Below are 17,924 nucleotides of genomic sequence, written 5' to 3'. Positions count from 1 at the left end.
ACCGGTGTGGCCTGGGTGACGCCTGGCACCGCGGTATGCGTGCTCCGTACGGCGGACGCGGGTAATCTCGCCTCCATGGCCTCTCGTACGTCCGGCAAGGGTTCCCAGAGCACGGCGGGCACCTCGAAGAAGCGCGCCGGGCAGTCCGGGGGCGCAGCCAAGAAGGCACCCGCGAAGAAGGCGGTCGCCAAGAAGGCGCCCGCCAAGAAGTCCGCCGCGCCCGCGAAGAAGGCCGCGCCGAAGAAGGCCGCCGCCAAGGCCGCGCCGCCCAAGCCGGCGCCGAACCCCACCAGTGGGGTGTTCCGCGCGGCGCGCGCCGTCTGGATGGGCCTGGCGCGTGGCCTCGCGGCGCTGTTCGGTGGCATACGGCGCGGCGCGAAGGGGCTGGACCCGGCCCACCGCAAGGACGGCAGCGCGCTGCTGTTGTTCGCCCTGGCCCTGATCGTCGCGGTCGGCACCTGGTCCAATCTCCAGGGACCGGTCGGTGACCTGGTCGAGGTGCTGGTCACCGGCGCGTTCGGGCGGCTCGACCTGGTCGTGCCGATACTGCTGGGCGCCGTCGCGGTCCGCCTGATCCTCCACCCCGAGAAGCCGGAGGCGAACGGACGGATCGTCATCGGGCTGTCCGCTCTGGTGATCGGCGTCCTCGGCCAGGTCCACATCGCCTGCGGGGCGCCGGGCCGCGGCCAGGGCACCCAGGCGATCCAGGACGCGGGCGGCCTCATCGGGTGGGCCGCGTCCCGGCCGCTGATCGTCGCGATGGGCGAGGTGCTGGCCGTACCGCTGCTGGTGCTGCTCACCGTCTTCGGGCTGCTGGTGGTGACCGCGACGCCCGTCGCCGCCATCCCGCAGCGGCTGCGGCTGCTCGCCTCCAAGCTCGGCCTGGTGCGGGAGCGTCCCGCCGGCTACCCGGCCGACGACGACGGCTACGCGGCCTATGAGGCCTACGAGTGGGACGACGCCGGGGAGTACGCCGAGGAATGGCGCGAGACGCCCGCCAGACGGCCTCGGCGGGCCTCGCTGGACAAGGGGGGCCCGCAGGGCGCGGGCGACCCGGAGCGGGCCGAGGAGGAGGCGCTGCGCAAGCGCCGCCGTCCGCGCCGCGCGCCGTCCGCGCAGCCGCCGCTCGACCGCCCGATGGACGCCGTGGACGTGGCGGCCGCGGCGGCCGCGGCCCTGGACGGGGCGGTGCTGCACGGCGTCCAGCCCTCACCGCTGGTCGCCGGGCTCAGCAACGGGATCTCCACCGACCGGGGCGCCGACTCCGACACGGGCGGGGTCCCGGGGGCGCGCGACTCCGGGCAGCCCGGCGCGCCGGGCGCCCCGGCGGGGAAGCGGAAGCGGTCCGGTCGGGCGGAGGGTGCCGGCGAGGAGCGGGCGGCCGTCGTCCCCGACCTGACCCGGCCCGCGCCCGAGCACTCCGAGCCGCTGCCGCCGCGCGCCGAGCAGCTCCAGCTCTCCGGCGACATCACCTATGCCCTGCCCTCGCTGGAACTGCTGGAGCGCGGCGGCCCCGGCAAGACCCGCAGCCCGGCCAACGACGCGGTGGTGGCCTCGCTGTCGAACGTCTTCTCCGAGTTCAAGGTGGACGCGTCCGTCACCGGCTTCACCCGCGGCCCGACGGTCACCCGCTACGAGGTGGAGCTGGGCCCGGCCGTGAAGGTCGAGCGGATCACGGCGCTGACCAAGAACATCGCCTACGCGGTCGCCAGCCCCGACGTGCGGATCATCAGCCCGATCCCCGGCAAGTCCGCGGTCGGCGTCGAGATCCCCAACAGCGACCGCGAGATGGTCCGGCTGGGGGACGTGCTGCGCTCGGCCGAGGCCTCCGGCGACGACCACCCGATGATCGTCGCGCTCGGCAAGGACGTCGAGGGCGGCTATGTCTCGCACAACCTGGCGGCCATGCCCCATGTGCTGGTGGCCGGCGCCACCGGCTCCGGAAAGTCGTCCTGCATCAACTGTCTGATCACCTCGGTCATGGCGCGCGCCACCCCGGACGACGTGCGGATGGTGCTGGTCGACCCCAAGCGCGTGGAGCTGACCGCGTACGAGGGCATCCCGCACCTGATCACGCCGATCATCACCAACCCCAAGCGCGCCGCCGAGGCCCTCCAGTGGGTCGTACGGGAGATGGACCTGCGCTACGACGACCTCGCGGCGTTCGGCTTCCGGCACCTGGACGACTTCAACGCGGCGGTCCGCGCCGGCAAGGTGAAGCTGCCCGAGGGGAGCGAGCGCGAGCTCAAGCCCTACCCGTATCTGCTGGTGATCGTCGACGAGCTCGCGGACCTGATGATGGTGGCGCCCCGGGACGTCGAGGACTCGATCGTCCGCATCACCCAGCTGGCCCGCGCCGCGGGCATCCATCTGGTGCTGGCCACCCAGCGGCCCTCCGTGGACGTCGTCACCGGCCTGATCAAGGCGAACGTGCCCTCACGGCTCGCCTTCGCCACCTCCTCGCTGGCCGACAGCCGGGTGATCCTGGACCAGGCCGGGGCCGAGAAGCTGATCGGCAAGGGCGACAGCCTGTTCCTGCCGATGGGCGCGAGCAAGCCGGTCCGGATGCAGGGCGCCTTCGTCACGGAGGAGGAGGTCGCCGCCGTCGTCGAACACTGCAAGGCTCAGATGGCGCCCGTCTTCCGCGAGGACGTCACCGTCGGGACGGCGCAGAAGAAGGAGATCGACGAGGAGATCGGCGATGACCTGGATCTGCTGTGCCAGGCCGCTGAGCTGGTCGTTTCCACACAGTTCGGGTCGACGTCGATGCTCCAGCGCAAGCTGCGCGTGGGCTTCGCCAAGGCGGGGCGGCTGATGGACCTCATGGAGTCGCGGGGGGTCGTCGGCCCGAGCGAGGGTTCCAAGGCGCGCGATGTGCTGGTCAAACCGGATGAATTGGATGGAGTGCTCGCGGTGATCCGCGGGGAGGCTCACCCATAAGGAATCGGAGGGCAACCGTTTCCCCTGCCGATACGTCAAGTTGAGGGAGGTGGCGGAGCGATGTCCCACGATCGCGGTCATACGGCAATCCTGATGGCGGACAAACTCCGTCCTCCCGCTTGCCCGACCCTTTCGCCCCACCCCTAGACTGAACCTCCAGCAGGTGGCTACACGCTCGAAAGGCGCCCCCGTGTCCATCGGCAACTCTCCTGGCAACTCCCCCGAAGACGACCGGCCTTCCGTCGGCCGTGCTCTTCAGCAGGCCCGCATCGCCGCGGGGCTGACCGTCGACGAGGTCAGTACCACCACCCGGGTGCGCGTTCCCATAGTGCAAGGCATCGAGCAGGACGACTACTCGCGATGCGGCGGCGACGTCTACGCCCGGGGGCACATCCGTGTGCTCGCCCGCGCCGTGGGCCTCGACCCGGACGCCCTGGTCGCCCAGTACGACGACGAGCACGGCGGCCGCCCCGTGCCCACCCTGACGGCCCCGGTGTTCGAAGCCGAGCGGATCCGTCCCGAGCCCCGGCGCCCCAACTGGACGGCCGCCATGGTCGCGGCGATCGTCGCGGTCGTCGGATTCGTCGGCTTCACGCTTTTCAGCGGCGAGGACGGGAAGGACGGCTCCACGGTCGCCGAGGAGACCACGACGGCCAACCCGTCCACCACCCCGCCCAGCACCAAGCCCGCCCCCACCAAGTCGGCCGACCAGAAGCCGGAGCCCACCGAAGGCGCCGGCGGCGATGACGGCGCCATCGCGGGGGTCCCGGCGGACAAGGTCACGGTCAAGCTGACCGCGCAGGGCGGGCAGAGCTGGATCTCCGCCCAGGACCACAACGGGCGGCTGATCCACGAGGGGCTGCTGCGCCAGGGCGACTCCAAGACCTTCAGCGACAGCAAGCGGATCGACCTGGTGCTCGGCAACGCCCAGGCCATCAAGCTGTTCGTGAACGGCAAGGAAGTCAAGGACCTGGCGGCCAACGGACAGGTCCAGCGGCTGAGCTATACCAAGGGAGATCCCGTGGCGGGCTGAGCGGGAAGCCGGACGGGAGCCCTGGCAGCGGGAGGTGTCAGCGCGACGAAGTAGTCTGAGCGCATGTCCGAACGCCGTACCGTCGCCCTTGTCACTCTTGGCTGCGCCCGTAACGAGGTGGACTCGGAGGAGCTCGCAGGCCGCTTGGCGGCGGACGGCTGGGAGCTCGTCGAGGAAGCCGCCGACGCGGATGTAGCTGTCGTCAACACCTGTGGTTTCGTCGAGGCGGCCAAAAAGGACTCGGTCGACGCCCTGCTGGAGGCCAACGACCTGAAGGACCACGGCCGCACCCAGGCCGTGGTCGCCGTCGGCTGCATGGCCGAGCGGTACGGAAAAGAGCTGGCGGAGGCGCTGCCCGAGGCCGACGGGGTGCTCGGCTTCGACGACTACGCCCATATCTCCGACCGGCTGCGGACCATCCTGTCCGGCGGGGTCCACGCCTCGCACACGCCGCGCGACCGGCGCAAGCTGCTGCCGATCAGCCCGGCCGAGCGGCAGGGGGCCGCCGAGGTCGCCCTGCCGGGCCACGCGCAGACCGAGGCCGAGGCCGCGCAGGCCCCCGAGGACCTGCCCGCGGGGGTGGCTCCGGCGTCCGGCCCCCGGGCCCCGCTGCGCCGCAGACTCGGGACCAGCCCGGTGGCCTCCGTCAAGCTGGCCTCCGGCTGCGACCGGCGGTGCTCCTTCTGCGCCATCCCGTCCTTCCGCGGGTCCTTCATCTCGCGCAGACCCTCCGATGTGCTCGGCGAGACGCGCTGGCTGGCGGAACAGGGCGTGAAGGAGATCATGCTGGTCTCCGAGAACAACACCTCCTACGGCAAGGACCTCGGGGACATCCGGCTGCTGGAGACGCTGCTGCCCGAGCTGGCCGCGGTGGACGGCATCGAGCGGATCCGGGTCAGCTATCTACAGCCCGCCGAGATGCGGCCCGGGCTGATCGACGTGCTGACCTCGACCGAGAAGGTCGCGCCGTACTTCGACCTGTCCTTCCAGCACTCCGCCCCCTCGGTGCTGCGTGCGATGCGCCGCTTCGGGGACACCGACCGCTTCCTGGAGCTGCTCGACCGGATCAGGGCCAGGGCGCCGCAGGCCGGCGTCCGGTCCAACTTCATCGTGGGCTTCCCCGGCGAGACCGAGGACGACCTGGCCGAGCTGGAGCGGTTCCTCGGCGCGGCCCGGCTGGATGCCATCGGCGTGTTCGGCTACTCGGATGAGGAAGGCACCGAGGCCGCCACCTACGAGGACAAGCTCGACCCCGACGAGGTCGCCGAGCGGCTGGCGCACATCTCGCGGCTGGCCGAGGAGCTCACCGCGCAGCGGGCGGAGGAGCGGCTGGGCGAGGTGGTCGAGGTGCTGGTCGAGGAGACGACCACAGTCGACGCCGAAGAGGCCGGTGAGGCCGGTGAGGCCGTGGACGCGGATGATGCTGTGGACGGCGAGAGAGCCCTGGTGGGGCGCGCCGCCCACCAGGCGCCGGAGACCGACGGCCAGACGCTGCTGACCCTGCCCGGGGGCGGCCGTGGGCCCGCGGTGGGGCAGCTGGTCACGGCGAAGGTGGTGGCGACGGAGGGCGTGGACCTGGTCGCCGAGGTGCTGGAACAGGGGGAGGCGCTCGAGGGCGGCGCGTGTTCCGAGGAGGCGGGCAGATGAGCGGAGTTCCGGCCTCCGCCGCGGGGGGGCACAGCCGTCCGGCCGCGGCCGTCCGGCCCGCCGGGCTGTGGAACATCGCCAACATCCTCACCATGGTCCGGCTGGTCCTCGTGCCCGGGTTCGTGCTGTTGATGCTGCACAACGGCGGGTACGACCCGGTCTGGCGCTCCTTCGCCTGGGCCGCCTTCGCCATCGCCATGATCACCGACCTCTTCGACGGGCACCTGGCCCGCCGGTACAACCTGGTCACCGACTTCGGCAAGATCGCCGATCCGATCGCGGACAAGGCGATCATGGGCGCCGCGCTGATCTGTCTGTCGGCCCTGTCCGACCTCCCGTGGTGGGTCACCGGCGTGATCCTCTTCCGTGAGATCGGGATCACACTGATGCGCTTCTGGGTGATCAAGCACGGGGTGATCCCGGCCAGCCGGGGCGGCAAGATGAAGACGCTCGCGCAGGGCACCGCGGTGGGCATGTACATCCTGGTGATGACCGGGCCGCTGGCCACCCTGAGGTTCTGGATGATGGCCGTGGCGGTGGCGCTCACCGTGCTCACCGGCCTCGACTACGTCCGCCAGGCGGTCGTGCTGCGCCGGGCCGGGCTGGCCGCGGAGCGGGCGGGGCGGGAGTCCGTGGGGTGAACCGGGGGCACGGGGGAAGCGGGGGAGCCGCGGCCGAGGCGCTGGGGCTGCTGGAGGAGCGCGGGCAGACCGTCGCCGTCGCCGAATCGCTGACCGGCGGGCTGCTGGCCGCCGAGCTGACGGATGTGCCGGGCGCGTCCCGCTCCTTCCGCGGCTCGGTCACCGCGTACGCCACCGATCTCAAGCGGGACGTACTGGGCGTCGACGGGCCCCTGCTCGATGCCCGGGGGGCGGTGGACGCGGAGGTCGCCCGGCAGATGGCGGGGGGTGTACGGCGGGCCCTGGGTGCGGACTGGGGCGTGGCGACCACCGGTGTGGCGGGGCCCACACCGCAGGACGGGCAGCCCGTGGGCACGGTCCACGTGGCGGTGGCGGGGCCTTCGGGCGCGGCCGCCGCGGTGGCGCTGCGGCTGTCCGGAGACCGCGCCGGAATCCGTCGACAAACCGTGGAGGCGGCGGTCAAGCTGCTGTTGGGAGAATTGATCGCGACAGCGAGGGCACAGGATACGGAACAACGCGGGGGGATTTGATGTTTGCAGCCCTGAGTGAACACGACATCGCTCCCCGCACGGGCGCAGCAAGAGGCGGTACGGTGGGGCGTGAAGGATCCGGATCCGAGGTCCGAGGAGGGAGCCAGCGATGATTCTGCTCCGTCGCCTGCTGGGTGACGTGCTGCGCCGGCAGCGCCAGCGCCAGGGCCGTACCCTGCGCGAGGTGTCCTCCTCCGCCCGGGTGTCCCTCGGCTATCTCTCAGAGGTGGAGCGCGGCCAGAAGGAGGCGTCCTCCGAGCTGCTGTCCGCGATCTGCGACGCACTGGACGTCAGAATGTCCCAGGTCATGCGAGAGGTGAGCGACGAATTGTCGCTCGCGGAGCTGGCGGAGTCGACGGCGGCGAGCGAGAAGGTGCCCGCGCCGATGCGGCCCATGCTCAATTCGGTTTCCGTGACGTCCGTGACGGGTGTCCCGGAGGAGCGGGTGACCATCAAGGCGCCTACGGAGGCTGTGGACGTGGTCGCGGCCTGACCGCCGCACCCTGACAGCGAAGAGCTTTCGAGCCCCGGTCGGTACACACCGACCGGGGCTCGACGTTTGCCCGGTCGCGCACGGGTCACTCTGTAGGGAAGGTAGAAAAGGGAGCAAAAGAGCCCAAATAGTTCAAAACCTATTCAAGAGTCAGTCAACGGGTCGAAAAGGAGGAGATGGATGTCTGTGGTGAAGAGCCCGCTCTCGGAGGAGAACCTCAAGGTCGTCAGCGATGCGCTACAGGGTGCTCTCGTCGACCTCGTCGACCTTGCGCTCGTGGGCAAGCAGGTCCACTGGACCATCGTCGGCCCGCGTTTCCGCTCGGTCCATCTACAGCTCGACGACGTCGTCACCACCGCCAGGCAGCACGCCGACACCGTGGCGGAGCGGGCCTCCGCGCTCGGGGTGCCCCCGGACGGCCGTGCCGCCACCGTGGCCGCGACCAGCGGCATCGACACGGCCAAGAGCGGCTGGACCGAGGACAAGGACGCCGTGCGCGCCCTGGTGGCCGGCCTCCGAGCCGTGATCACCCGCATGCGCGACCGCATCGAGGCCACGGCCGACCCCGATCCGGTGACCCAGGACATCCTCATCGGACTCACGCGCGATCTGGAGAAGCACCACTGGATGTTCCAGGCGGAGAACGTCAACGGCCGGTAACGCCCTCCGCGGCCCGGCCGCCCGGTGTCGCGGGGGCTCCCCGGCTCTGGGTGCGGGCGGCGGTGAGGCCGGTCAGACTGGAGGGGGCGCGGGACGTCTGACGCGCCCATGAGCCTCCGATGCGCCCTCCCGTCGTGAGTGAGCGGGCGTCTAGCGTCGGCCGAAGGAGGCAGTCGATGGCAGCCGTGGGAGGGGCCGACAAACAGCGCCGCGGACCGGTCCGGTGGGCGGTCGCGCTCGCTCTCGGCGGGGTGTGGTGGTGGGCGGTGCTGCGGATGGCCGCGGCGCCGGAGCAGACGGGGCCGGTTGAGGGGGCGTTCACGGTGGGCGGCTGGGGGCTGAGTCTGCTGCCGGTGCACTGTTGTCCCTCCCGGGGGCGGTCGATGCGCCGGCTCTGGTCGAGGCCGCGGCCGGGGCCGGGGCCGGGGCCGGGGTCACCAGGGCATGGCGAGGCCGCCGTTCGGGCGCAGGATCTGGCCGGTCGTGAAGGATGAGGCGTCGGACGCCAGGTGGAGCACCGCGTGTGCGACGTCCGCCGGCTCGCCCACCCGCCCCAGCGGGCTGTGCCGCACCATCGGTTCCTCCGCGAGGCGCTGCTCCTCGTCGCTGTGGCGGTCTGTCATGGGCGTGCGGATCCACCCGGGGGCGACGGCGTTCACACGAATGCCGTGGCGGCCCACCTCGGTGGCGAGGGTCTTGGTGAGCTGGACGACGGCGGCCTTCGCGACGCCGTAGCACAGCAGGCCGGGCGCGCCGGTGTCGATGGCACCGGAGGCCATGGTGACGATGGCGCCGCCGGTGCCCTGTTCGACCATGGCGCGGGCGGCCTCCTGGCAGCCGTACAGCACCCCTTTGAAGTTGACCGCCAGCACGCGGTCGAGATCGGCGTCGTCCGTCTCCAGGACGGGGCTGCTGTGCATGATCCCGGCGATGTTGGCCATGATGTCGAGGCGTCCGCCCGCGCGTGCGGCGGCCACCGCGGCAGCGACCTGGGCGCGGTCGGCGACGTCCAGGGTGTGGGCGTGGGCGCTGCCCCCCGATGCGGTGATGTCGTCGGCAGTCCGCCGCGCGCCGTCGCCGTCCAGGTCCGCGATGTGGACGGTGGCACCGGCCTCGGCCAGCAGGGCGGCGCAGGCCCGGCCGATTCCGCTGGCCGCGCCGGTGACCAGTGCGGTGCGGCCGGTGAGGTCGTACGCGGTGACCGTCATGGCGTGACCGTACGCCCGGATCTGACGGACCGTCAATTAGTCGGTCGGGCCCGGCTGGCAGGCCGGGCACCAGTACGTGGCGCGCTCCTGGCCGGCGCGGCCCTGATCCACCAGGCGCACGGGTGTGCCGCAGCGCAGACAGGGCTTGCCAGCCCGGCCGTAGACCCACAGCCGGCGGTCGGCGCGCGGCTCGGCCGTGGTGACGCGCGCGGGGCGGGTCTTGTTGGCCTCCAGCAGCTTCTTGGCGAGGGCCACCAGCCGCTCGGGGGACGGCACTTGACCGATGGGGAGCCACGGGGAGACGCGCAGCAGGAAACACAGCTCCGACTTGTACACATTGCCGATCCCCGCGAGGTTGCGCTGGTCGAGCAGGGCCTCGCCGACGGGGCGGGCGGGGTCGGCGAGCAGGCGGCGCACGGCCTCGGGCGGGTCCCAGCCGGGGCCGAGGAGATCGGGGCCCAGATGTCCCACGGCCCGGTCCTCATCCGAGGTGTGGAGCAGCTCGAGGACGGGGAGGCGGTAGCCGACGGCCGTGTGGTCGGCGGTGCTGAGCACGGCGCGGACCTGGTGGAGCGGGCCGCCGCGCCACCGCTCGCCGGGGGCGTAGATCTGCCAGGAGCCGTCCATCCGCAGATGGGAGTGGAGGGTCAGGCCGCCCTCCAGACGGGTGAGCAGATGCTTTCCGCGCGCGGTGACATCCGTCACCCGGCGCCCGGCGAGGTCGACCGTGGCCAGCCGGGGGACGCGCAGATCACAGCCGGTGAGCGGCCGGTCCGCCAGGGCCTGGTGCAGGCGCTGGGCCGTCCGCCAGACGGTGTCTCCCTCGGGCATGGATCCATGATGCCCTCCGGCGCGGCGGTGCGGGGCGCGCCCTGTCCGTCACGGGCGAAGCCGCAGGCCGCGGGGGGTGGGATGGAATCCGGCTCCTTCCAGGGCGCGCCCCGTAGGGGAGGACAGCGCGGCCGCCCCGTTGACCCGCTCCACGGTCACCGTGCCCAGCGAGCCCGCCCGCGCGGCCTGGGCGAGCGCCTCGACCGCCGCGTCGAGCCGGGTGTCGTCGTGCCATGCGAGGAGCGTCTTGCCGCCGCGCTCCATATAGAGGGTCAGCTCTCCGTCGACGAGGACGACCAGGGACCCCGCCTTCCGGCCCGGCCGGTGGTTCGCGTCGGCGGGCGGGTCGGGCCAGGGGAGGGCGGCGCCGTACGCGTTGGCCGGGTCGGCCGCGGCGAGGAGGACGGCGCGACGGGCGGGGTCGCCGGTGTCACGGGCCGTGTTGACCGCGCGGAGCCGGTCGACCGCCCCGTCCATGGCGAACTGGGCGGCGCCGAGCCCCTCGACCACATAGCCGCGGCGGGCCTGGCCGCTGTCCTCGAAGGCGGACAGCACCCGGTAGGCGGCGGAGAACCCGCCCTCGACGCCCTCGGCGGCGACCGCGCCGCGGGTCACCACCCCATGGCGGTCGAGCAGCGTACGGGCCAGAGCGTGGGCGCGGTGGGTGGGCTCCGGCTCGCGCTCGGGCAGCAGGGACCAGCGGCCCGCCACGGTGGGCGGTCCGTTACGGGAGGCGGTGGGGCGGCCGGTGGGGCGGCCGGTGAGGCTGCCGTAGCGGCCCCGGGGGACCGCGCGCCTGGCCCGGTGCGCGGTGGAGCCGGCCGTGCGGCCCGAGCCCATCAGGGCGCGCAGCGGGGCGAGGGTGTCGCCGGTGAGCCGGCCGGACCAGGCCAGGTCCCAGACGGCCTCGGCGAGCTGAGGGTCCTGGACGTCGTGTCCGGCGGCCCGGACCTGCTCGGAGATCTGGCGGAAGAACAGGCCGTAGCCACCGGCCAGCGCGTCCAGCACGGCCTGGTGGAACGGGCCGATCTCCAGCGGGTGCGGCGGGTGCAGCAGCAGCGGAGCGGCCTCGGCGAGGTGGAGGGTGACCCAGCCGTCCTTGCCGGGCAGCGCGCCCGCCCCGGCCCAGACCACCTCCCCGCTCGCGGTGAGCTCGTCGAGCATGGTGGCGGTGTAGTCACTGACCCGGGAGGGCAGGACCAGCTTCTCCAGCGCGGAGGCGGGCACCGGGGCGCCCTGGAGCTGCTCGACGGCGCGCACCAGCCCGTCGATCCCGCGCAGGCTGTGGGTGCCCAGGTGCTGCCAGCGCGGGAGGAAGGAGGCGAGCGCGGTCGGCGGGACGGGCTCCAGCTCATGGCGCAGCGCGGCCAGGGAGCGGCGGCGCAGCCGGCGCAGCACGGTGGCGTCGCACCACTCCTGGCTGACCCCGGCGGGGGCGAACTCGCCCTGGACGATACGGCCGCCCGCCGCGAGGCTGTGCAGCGCCCCGTCGGTGACGGCGGTGCCCAGGCCGAAGCGGGCCGCGGCCTGGGCGGAGGTGAAGGGGCCGTGGGTGCGGGCGAAGCGGGCCAGGAGATCGCCGAGCGGATCCTTGACCGGCTCGGTGAACGCCTCGGGGACCCCGACGGGCAGCGCCGTGCCCAGCGCGTCCCGCAGCCGCCCCGCGTCCTCGACGGCCGCCCAGTGGTCCTGCCCGGAGATACGGACGCGGATGGCCCGGCGGGCCCCCGACAGCTCCCGCGCCCACTGGGGGTCGGCGCCGCGCTCGGACAGCTCGGCGTCGGTGAGCGGCCCCAGGAGGCGCAGCAGGTCGGCGACGCCCTCGGCGTCCTTGACCCGGCGGTCTTCGGTGAGCCACTGGAGCTCGCGCTCCAGCTCTGCCAGGACGTCGGGGTCGAGCAGCTCGCGCAGCTCGGCCTGGCCGAGGAGCTCGGCCAGGAGCCGGGAGTCGAGGGAGAGCGCGGCGGCCCGGCGCTCGGCCAGGGGGGAGTCGCCCTCGTACAGGAACTGCGCCACATAGCCGAAGAGCAGCGAGCGGGCGAACGGGGACGGCTCCGGGGTGGTCACCTCCACCAGCCGGACCCGCCGGGACTCGAGGTCGCCCATGAGCTCGGTGAGCCCGGGGACGTCGAACACGTCCTGGAGGCATTCGCGGACGGCTTCGAGAACGATCGGGAACGACCCGAACTCGCTCGCCACCTGGAGCAGCTGCGAGGCCCGCTGACGCTGCTGCCACAGCGGGGTGCGCTTGCCGGGGTTGCGGCGGGGCAGCAGCAGGGCGCGGGCCGCGCACTCGCGGAAGCGCGAGGCGAACAGCGCCGAACCGCCGACCTGGTCGGTGACGATCTGGCCGACCTCGTCCTTGTCGAAGGCGACATCGGCCGCCCCGACGGGGGACTTCTCGAAGTCGTACTCCCGGCCCTGGGCCGCCGGGTCGGCGTCCAGCAGGTCCAGACCCATCAGGTCCGCGTCGGGCAGCCGCAGCACGATGCCGTCGTCCGCGTGCATCGCCTGCGCGTCCAGCCCGAACCGCTCGGACAGCCGCGCCCCCAGCGCCAGCGCCCAGGGGGCGTGGACCTGCGCGCCGAAGGGGGAGTGGATGACGACGCGCCAGTCGCCCAGCTCGTCCCGGAAGCGCTCCACGACGATGGTGCGGTCGTCCGGCACATGGCCGCAGGCGCGGCGCTGCTCGTCCAGATACGCCAGGACGTTGTCGGCGGCCCAGTCGTCGAGCCCGGCCGCCAGCAGCCGCTCCCGGGCCGACTCGGGGGTCATGCCGACGATCTCCCGGAGGAAGGCGCCCAGCGCGCGGCCGAGCTCCAGCGGACGGCCCAGCTGGTCGCCCTTCCAGAACGGGAGGCGGCCGGGGACACCGGGGGCGGGGGTGACCACGACCCGGTCGCGGGTGATGTCCTCGATCCGCCATGAGGTGGTGCCGAGGGTGAACACATCGCCCACCCGCGACTCGTAGACCATCTCCTCGTCGAGCTCGCCTACCCTGCCCCCGCCCTTCTTCGGGTCGGCACCCGCCAGAAAGACCCCGAACAGGCCGCGGTCGGGGATCGTGCCGCCCGAGGTGACCGCCAGCCGCTGCGCCCCCGGGCGGCCGGTGACCGTATTGGCCACGCGGTCCCACACCAGGCGCGGCCGCAGCTCCGCGAAGGCGTCGGACGGATAGCGGCCCGCGAGCATGTCGAGGACCGAGACGAAGGCGGACTCGGGGAGCGCGGCGAAGGGGGCGGCGCGGCGGACCAGGGCCAGCAGCTCGTCCACGTCCCAGGTGTCCACGGCCGTCATGGCGACGAGCTGCTGGGCCAGTACGTCCAGCGGGTTGGCGGGCACGCGCAGCGACTCGATGGCCCCCTCGCGCATCCGCTCGGTGACCACCGCGGCCTGCACCAGGTCGCCGCGGTACTTGGGGAAGACCACGCCGGTGGAGACCGCGCCCACCTGATGGCCGGCGCGGCCCACGCGCTGGAGCCCGGAGGCCACCGACGGCGGCGACTCGACCTGGACGACGAGGTCGACCGCGCCCATGTCGATGCCCAGCTCCAGGCTGGAGGTGGCCACCACGGCGGGCAGCCGGCCCGCCTTGAGGTCCTCCTCCACCAGCGCCCGCTGCTCCTTGGACACCGAGCCGTGGTGCGCGCGGGCCAGCAGCGCGGGCGCTCCCTTGGCCGCGCCCGACTCGGCCATCAGCTCGGCGGGGGAGTGGTCCTCGGGCAGGGCCGCCCCCGTGGCCCGCTCGTAGGCGATCTCGTTGAGCCGGTTGCACAGCCGCTCGGCGAGGCGGCGGGAGTTGGCGAAGACGATCGTCGAGCGGTGGGCCTGCACCAGATCGGCGATCCGCTCCTCCACATGGGGCCAGATCGACGGCTTCTCGCCCGTGTCGGTGTCGCCGTCCCGCACGGGCGAGCCGCCCAGCTCACCCAGGTCCTCGACCGGGACCACCACCGTCAGGTCGAACTCCTTGTCCGACCGCGGCTGGACGATCTCCACCTTGCGCCGCGGCGACAGAAAGCGCGCCACCTCGTCCACCGGTCGCACGGTCGCCGAGAGGCCGATCCGCCGGGCCGGGCGGGTCAGCAGCTCGTCGAGCCGCTCCAGGGAGAGCGCGAGATGCGCGCCGCGCTTGGTCCCGGCGACGGCGTGGACCTCGTCGAGGATCACCGTCTCCACACCGCGCAGCGCCTCCCGCGCGGACGAGGTGAGCATCAGGAACAGCGACTCGGGGGTGGTGATCAGGATGTCCGGCGGGCGGTTGACCAGCGCGCGGCGCTCGGCGGCCGGGGTGTCGCCGGAGCGGACGCCCACCCGGATCTCCGGCTCGGGCAGCCCGAGCCGCACGGACTCCTGGCGGATGCCGGTGAGCGGGCTGCGGAGGTTGCGCTCGACGTCCACCGCCAGGGCCTTGAGCGGCGAGATGTACAACACCCGGCAGCGCTGCCGGGCCTCGGCCGGCGGGGGCGTGCTCGCCAGCCGGTCGAGCGCGGCGAGGAACGCGGCCAGGGTCTTGCCGGAGCCGGTGGGGGCCACGACCAGCACGTCCGAACCCTCGCCGATCGCCCGCCAGGCGCCCTCCTGCGCCGCCGTGGGCGCGATGAAGGCACCCGCGAACCATCCGCGGGTGGCGGGGGAGAATCCGTCGAGCGCTGGGCCTGCCATGCCCTCCATCGTGCACCGCACCACTGACAACGGGCGGACCCGCAGGTCACGGCCCCGGGCTGGTGGTTCCGCGGCTCGGTTCGCGGCGCACAATGACCTCATGGACACCAGGCGGCGGGCAGGGGAGTGGGCACGGCACTGGCGCTGGACCGCGCTGCCGGGTCTCGACCTGCTGCGGGCCCGCTATGTGCGCCACACCTTCCCCCTGCACTCCCACGACGGATATGTGTTCGGCGCGGTCACCCGCGGGGTGGAGGAGGTCGGGCTGCCGGGCGGCATCGAGCGGGCCGGCCCCGGCACCGTCGTCATGATCAACCCGGAGGTGCCGCACACCGCGCGCGCCGGGGTGCCGGAGGGCTGGGCCTACGCCACGCTCTATCCCTCCGCGTTGGTGATCGCCGACATCGCGGCCGAGACCACCACGGTCCGCGGCACGGTCTGGTTCGCCGAGGCCATGGTCGAGGACGCGCACGCCGCGCGGCTCATCGGCGAGGTGCACCGGGCGGCCGAGGAGGGCGACGCGCTCGCCGCCGACAGCCTGCTGCGCGTCACTGTCGCCCATCTGCTGCGTCACCACGGCGGCCCGCTCCCCACGCGCACGGCGCGCAGCGCGGGAGCGCGCTCGGCGGCGCGCGCCCGCGAGCTCCTCGAAGAGCGGATGGCCGACCCGCCCACCCTGGAGCGGCTGGCGGCAGAGCTCGGCACGGGCCCCTTCGCCCTGCTGCGCGCGTTCCGCGCCGCCTACGGGATGCCGCCGCACACCTGGCTCACCGACGCCCGGGTGCGCCGGGCCCGCCGCCTGCTGGACGGCGGGGCCGCCCCCGCCGAGGCCGCCGTCGCCGTCGGCTTCACCGACCAGCCCCATCTGAACCGGCACTTCACCCGGATCGTCGGAGTGCCGCCGGGCGCCTACCGGCGCGAGCGCGCCGCCAGGCCGTAGGCCCCGGCGTGAGCAGGTGCAAGAACGTACAAGACCGGGCACCATCCGGTCTCCTAACGTGCGGGGCGTGGCAGAACAGATCGACATACGTACCGGCTCCGAGCTCAAGGCGAGCGCGGCCGTGGTCCGTGACGCGCTGGGCGTCGGGGTCGCGGTCGGGCTCTCCGGCTTCGCCTTCGGCGTGACATCGGCGGGCGCCGGCCTCAGCATCGCGCAGAGCTGCGCGCTCAGCCTCCTCGTCTTCACCGGCGCCTCGCAGTTCGCCCTCGTCGGTGCGCTGGCGGCGGGCGGCAACCCGCTCACCGCCGCCGCGGGGGCGTTCTTCCTGGGCGTGCGCAACGCGTTCTACGGGCTGCGGCTGTCCGGCCTCCTCGGACTGCCCCGGCCCGTGCGCCCGCTGGCCGCGCACTGGGTCATCGACGAGACCTCCGCCGTCGCCCTCGCGCAGCCCGACCGGCGCACCGCGCGGCTCGGCTTCACCGTCACCGGCCTGAGCCTGTACGTCCTGTGGAACCTGACCACGCTGGCCGGCGCCTTCGGGGCGAACGCCCTCGGCGACACCGCCGCCTGGGGCCTGGACGCCGCCGGGCCCGCGGTATTCCTCGCCCTGCTGGCGCCCATGCTCCGCGGCACGGTCGAGCGGGCCGCGGCCGGCCTCGGGGTGTTGCTCGTCCTCGGCTGTCTGCCGCTGCTGCCCGCCGGGGTGCCGGTCCTGGTGGCAGCGCTCGCCGCACCCGCCGTCCTCGCCGTCCACGGCCTGCGTGACCGGCGCGCCACCGGGGAGGGCGGGGTCCGTTGAGCACCTGGATCGCCATCGGCGTCACCGCGGCCGGGTGCTACCTGGCCAAACTGCTGGGCCTTTCGGTGCCCGCCGGGGCCCTCGAGCGCCCGGCCGTCCGGCGCCTGGCCGCGCTGCTCCCCGTCGCGCTGCTGGCCGCCCTCACCGCTCAGCAGACCTTCGGCGACGGGCAGCACCTGGTCCTCGACGCGCGCGCGGCAGGGCTCGGCGCGGCGGCGCTCGCCCTGGTGCTGCGCGCCCCCTTTCTGGTGGTGGTCGCCGTCGCCGTGATCGTCACCGCGGGTGTACGGGCGCTCTAGTCCAGGGCGCGGCCGTACGCGCGCAGCGTCAGCAGGGCCTCGATGGTCGCGATCGGCCGCCGTTCCAGGGCTGCTCCGGGCGGGCCCGGGTGCCGGTGGGGGAGGGGCCAGCCGCCGTCCTCGCCCTGGGAGGCGGCGAGGAGGTCCAGCGACCGCTCCACCTCGGCGTCGGTGAACCACGGACGGGCCGACGAGTCCGGGGTGCGCGCCACCTCGTGTACGAAGATCCGCTCGCCCGGGGCGCGGCCCTCGGCGGGCGGATGGTCCTCGGCGCGCTCGGGGTCCAGCGTCACCAGCCCCAGTTTGCGCACCCGCCGCCCGAGCCGCTCCGCCGCCGCCAGTGCGCGCGGGCGGTCCGGCGCCCCGTCGAGGAAGGCGACGGCCGCCAGCACCTCGCGCGGACGGGGCGCGGCGCCCTCCGCCAGGGCCGCGACGGCCGCCCAGCAGAAGTCCGTCGCCCGGAACAGCCAGGCGTGCCACACGTCGTTGCGGTGCAGCAGACCCACCACCGGACCGGTGGCGCGCAGATCGCCGGCCGAGCCGTCCGCCGCGGGATTCCAGGAGGCCACCGCGGCGCCGGGCGGGGCGGGGCGGTGCGCCGGGAGCGCGCCGTCCGGGGTGGTGATCTCCGTCAGATAGCGGCACAGCAGCTCCACGCGCCGCCCCGCGCAGCGGCCGATCCCGTCCAGGACGCGCAGCGCGTGCACGGCGTGCTGCGGCCTGCTGTGCGGGCCGCGCAGATCCGGCTCCAGGGCGTGGCCGTAGCCCCCGTCGTCGCCCAGGTACGCGGCCAGCGCGGTCTCGACCGGATCGGCGCCGCCGCCCAGGAAGTGGTACGCGAATCTGCGCTGCTCGAGCACCCGGGCGGTCAGCCACACGAACTGCTCGGCGCGGGCGAGCGGGGAGGAGGGGACTGCTGCGGATCGGTCCATGGGCCGACCGTAGGCCGCAAAGCGCTGTCGCACGGCGGCTCGCGTCCGACTGCACCCCCAGGAGCGCGATACTGATCGCATGCGGTTGACGGACTTCTGGCAGCGGATGGCGGACTACTTCGGAGAGGGGTACGCGGACTCCTTCGCACGTGACCATGTGATGTCCGAGCTCGGTGGTCGTACCGTGCACCAGGCGCTGGACGCCGGCTGGGAGGCCAAGGCCGTCTGGCGCGGGGTGTGCGTCGCCCTGGAGATTCCGGCCGACAAGCGCTGAGCGGCCGCCGGGCCCGCGGCCCCGGAGTTGCG

Annotated in this window: 15 protein-coding genes; 11 read left to right on the top strand and 4 right to left on the bottom strand. The window is 73.6% G+C overall.

Annotation, left to right across the window (positions count from 1 at the left end; all coding sequences use genetic code 11):
* Positions 1-75 precede the first annotated feature (75 nt).
* The 7 genes from ABTY62_RS27755 to ABTY62_RS27725 all read left to right on the top strand — a co-directional run bounded on the left by ABTY62_RS27755 (position 76) and on the right by ABTY62_RS27725 (position 7,944).
* The gene (locus tag ABTY62_RS27755; RefSeq protein WP_352132119.1) at positions 76-2,940 is read left to right on the top strand and encodes a DNA translocase FtsK; all 2,865 of its coding nucleotides are present in this window, start codon (positions 76-78) and stop codon (positions 2,938-2,940) included.
* A 190-nt stretch (positions 2,941-3,130) separates the two neighbouring features.
* Positions 3,131-3,973 (top strand): helix-turn-helix domain-containing protein, encoded by an 843-nt coding sequence (locus ABTY62_RS27750; RefSeq protein ID WP_352132118.1) that lies wholly within the window; start codon positions 3,131-3,133, stop codon positions 3,971-3,973.
* A 63-nt stretch (positions 3,974-4,036) separates the two neighbouring features.
* The gene (rimO, locus tag ABTY62_RS27745) at positions 4,037-5,620 is read left to right on the top strand and encodes a 30S ribosomal protein S12 methylthiotransferase RimO (RefSeq protein WP_352132117.1); all 1,584 of its coding nucleotides are present in this window, start codon (positions 4,037-4,039) and stop codon (positions 5,618-5,620) included.
* The gene (gene pgsA, locus ABTY62_RS27740) at positions 5,617-6,261 is read left to right on the top strand and encodes a CDP-diacylglycerol--glycerol-3-phosphate 3-phosphatidyltransferase (protein WP_311723836.1); all 645 of its coding nucleotides are present in this window, start codon (positions 5,617-5,619) and stop codon (positions 6,259-6,261) included. The genes rimO and pgsA overlap by 4 nt, the downstream gene beginning before the upstream one ends.
* On the top strand, positions 6,258-6,791 hold the full coding sequence (locus ABTY62_RS27735) for a CinA family protein (RefSeq protein ID WP_352132116.1): 534 nt from the start codon (positions 6,258-6,260) through the stop codon (positions 6,789-6,791). Before pgsA ends, ABTY62_RS27735 begins: the two co-directional genes overlap by 4 nt.
* A 109-nt stretch (positions 6,792-6,900) precedes the next feature.
* Positions 6,901-7,284 carry a helix-turn-helix domain-containing protein gene (locus ABTY62_RS27730; protein ID WP_065965310.1) on the top strand — a complete coding sequence of 128 codons (384 nt, stop codon included), beginning with the start codon at positions 6,901-6,903 and terminating at the stop codon, positions 7,282-7,284.
* A gap of 180 nt (positions 7,285-7,464) precedes the next feature.
* Positions 7,465-7,944 (top strand): Dps family protein, encoded by a 480-nt coding sequence (locus ABTY62_RS27725; RefSeq protein WP_311723835.1) that lies wholly within the window; start codon positions 7,465-7,467, stop codon positions 7,942-7,944.
* A 434-nt stretch (positions 7,945-8,378) separates the two neighbouring features.
* Here ABTY62_RS27725 and ABTY62_RS27720 read toward each other — a convergent pair whose 3' ends face one another.
* The 3 genes from ABTY62_RS27720 to ABTY62_RS27710 are packed head-to-tail and all read right to left on the bottom strand — an operon-like array spanning position 8,379 to position 14,648.
* Positions 8,379-9,152 carry an SDR family NAD(P)-dependent oxidoreductase gene (locus ABTY62_RS27720; RefSeq protein ID WP_352132115.1) on the bottom strand — a complete coding sequence of 258 codons (774 nt, stop codon included), beginning with the start codon at positions 9,150-9,152 and terminating at the stop codon, positions 8,379-8,381.
* A 36-nt stretch (positions 9,153-9,188) separates the two neighbouring features.
* Positions 9,189-9,983 carry an Fpg/Nei family DNA glycosylase gene (locus tag ABTY62_RS27715; protein ID WP_352132114.1) on the bottom strand — a complete coding sequence of 265 codons (795 nt, stop codon included), beginning with the start codon at positions 9,981-9,983 and terminating at the stop codon, positions 9,189-9,191.
* 48 nt (positions 9,984-10,031) lie between these two features.
* A complete protein-coding gene (locus ABTY62_RS27710) occupies positions 10,032-14,648 on the bottom strand; it encodes an ATP-dependent helicase (protein ID WP_352132113.1) in 4,617 nt (1,538 codons plus the stop codon).
* Between the two features lie 100 nt (positions 14,649-14,748).
* On the opposite strand from ABTY62_RS27710, the gene ABTY62_RS27705 reads away from it, so the two are divergent.
* From ABTY62_RS27705 to ABTY62_RS27695, 3 genes are read left to right on the top strand one after another with little or no spacing between them, the layout of a single operon-like run.
* Positions 14,749-15,588, top strand: coding sequence for an AraC family transcriptional regulator (locus tag ABTY62_RS27705; protein WP_352132112.1), 840 nt, complete (start codon positions 14,749-14,751; stop codon positions 15,586-15,588).
* 58 nt (positions 15,589-15,646) lie between these two features.
* On the top strand, positions 15,647-16,387 hold the full coding sequence (locus tag ABTY62_RS27700) for an AzlC family ABC transporter permease (RefSeq protein WP_352132111.1): 741 nt from the start codon (positions 15,647-15,649) through the stop codon (positions 16,385-16,387).
* The gene (locus ABTY62_RS27695; protein ID WP_311723828.1) at positions 16,384-16,686 is read left to right on the top strand and encodes an AzlD domain-containing protein; all 303 of its coding nucleotides are present in this window, start codon (positions 16,384-16,386) and stop codon (positions 16,684-16,686) included. The genes ABTY62_RS27700 and ABTY62_RS27695 overlap by 4 nt, the downstream gene beginning before the upstream one ends.
* On the opposite strand, the gene ABTY62_RS27690 is transcribed toward ABTY62_RS27695, so the two are convergent.
* Entirely contained in the window at positions 16,683-17,618 is a 936-nt protein-coding gene (locus ABTY62_RS27690; RefSeq protein ID WP_352132110.1) for a hypothetical protein, read from the bottom strand. The two genes, ABTY62_RS27695 and ABTY62_RS27690, sit on opposite strands and share 4 nt — an antisense overlap.
* A gap of 79 nt (positions 17,619-17,697) precedes the next feature.
* Here ABTY62_RS27690 and ABTY62_RS27685 point away from each other — a divergent pair, with 79 nt between their 5' ends.
* On the top strand, positions 17,698-17,892 hold the full coding sequence (locus ABTY62_RS27685) for a DUF3046 domain-containing protein (protein WP_311723826.1): 195 nt from the start codon (positions 17,698-17,700) through the stop codon (positions 17,890-17,892).
* Positions 17,893-17,924: the final 32 nt, after the last annotated feature.

The sequence above is a fragment of the Streptomyces sp. NPDC097640 genome (assembly GCF_040302705.1).
Taxonomy (GTDB): Bacteria; Actinomycetota; Actinomycetes; order Streptomycetales; family Streptomycetaceae; genus Streptomyces.
Note: the sequence above shows the minus strand (reverse complement) of the source record. Positions and strands in the feature narration are given on the sequence as shown.

Bases quoted from the DNA above. Each gene is read 5' to 3' on its own strand.
- rimO (WP_352132117.1), top strand. From the start codon at position 4,037: ATGTCCGAACGCCGTACCGTCGCCCTTGTCACTCTTGGCTGCGCCCGT.
- ABTY62_RS27710 (WP_352132113.1), bottom strand. From the start codon at position 14,648: ATGGCAGGCCCAGCGCTCGACGGATTCTCCCCCGCCACCCGCGGATGG.
- ABTY62_RS27755 (WP_352132119.1), top strand. From the start codon at position 76: ATGGCCTCTCGTACGTCCGGCAAGGGTTCCCAGAGCACGGCGGGCACC.
- ABTY62_RS27690 (WP_352132110.1), bottom strand. From the start codon at position 17,618: ATGGACCGATCCGCAGCAGTCCCCTCCTCCCCGCTCGCCCGCGCCGAG.
- ABTY62_RS27720 (WP_352132115.1), bottom strand. From the start codon at position 9,152: ATGACGGTCACCGCGTACGACCTCACCGGCCGCACCGCACTGGTCACC.
- ABTY62_RS27705 (WP_352132112.1), top strand. From the start codon at position 14,749: ATGGACACCAGGCGGCGGGCAGGGGAGTGGGCACGGCACTGGCGCTGG.
- ABTY62_RS27730 (WP_065965310.1), top strand. From the start codon at position 6,901: ATGATTCTGCTCCGTCGCCTGCTGGGTGACGTGCTGCGCCGGCAGCGC.
- ABTY62_RS27715 (WP_352132114.1), bottom strand. From the start codon at position 9,983: ATGCCCGAGGGAGACACCGTCTGGCGGACGGCCCAGCGCCTGCACCAG.
- pgsA (WP_311723836.1), top strand. From the start codon at position 5,617: ATGAGCGGAGTTCCGGCCTCCGCCGCGGGGGGGCACAGCCGTCCGGCC.
- ABTY62_RS27685 (WP_311723826.1), top strand. From the start codon at position 17,698: ATGCGGTTGACGGACTTCTGGCAGCGGATGGCGGACTACTTCGGAGAG.
- ABTY62_RS27725 (WP_311723835.1), top strand. From the start codon at position 7,465: ATGTCTGTGGTGAAGAGCCCGCTCTCGGAGGAGAACCTCAAGGTCGTC.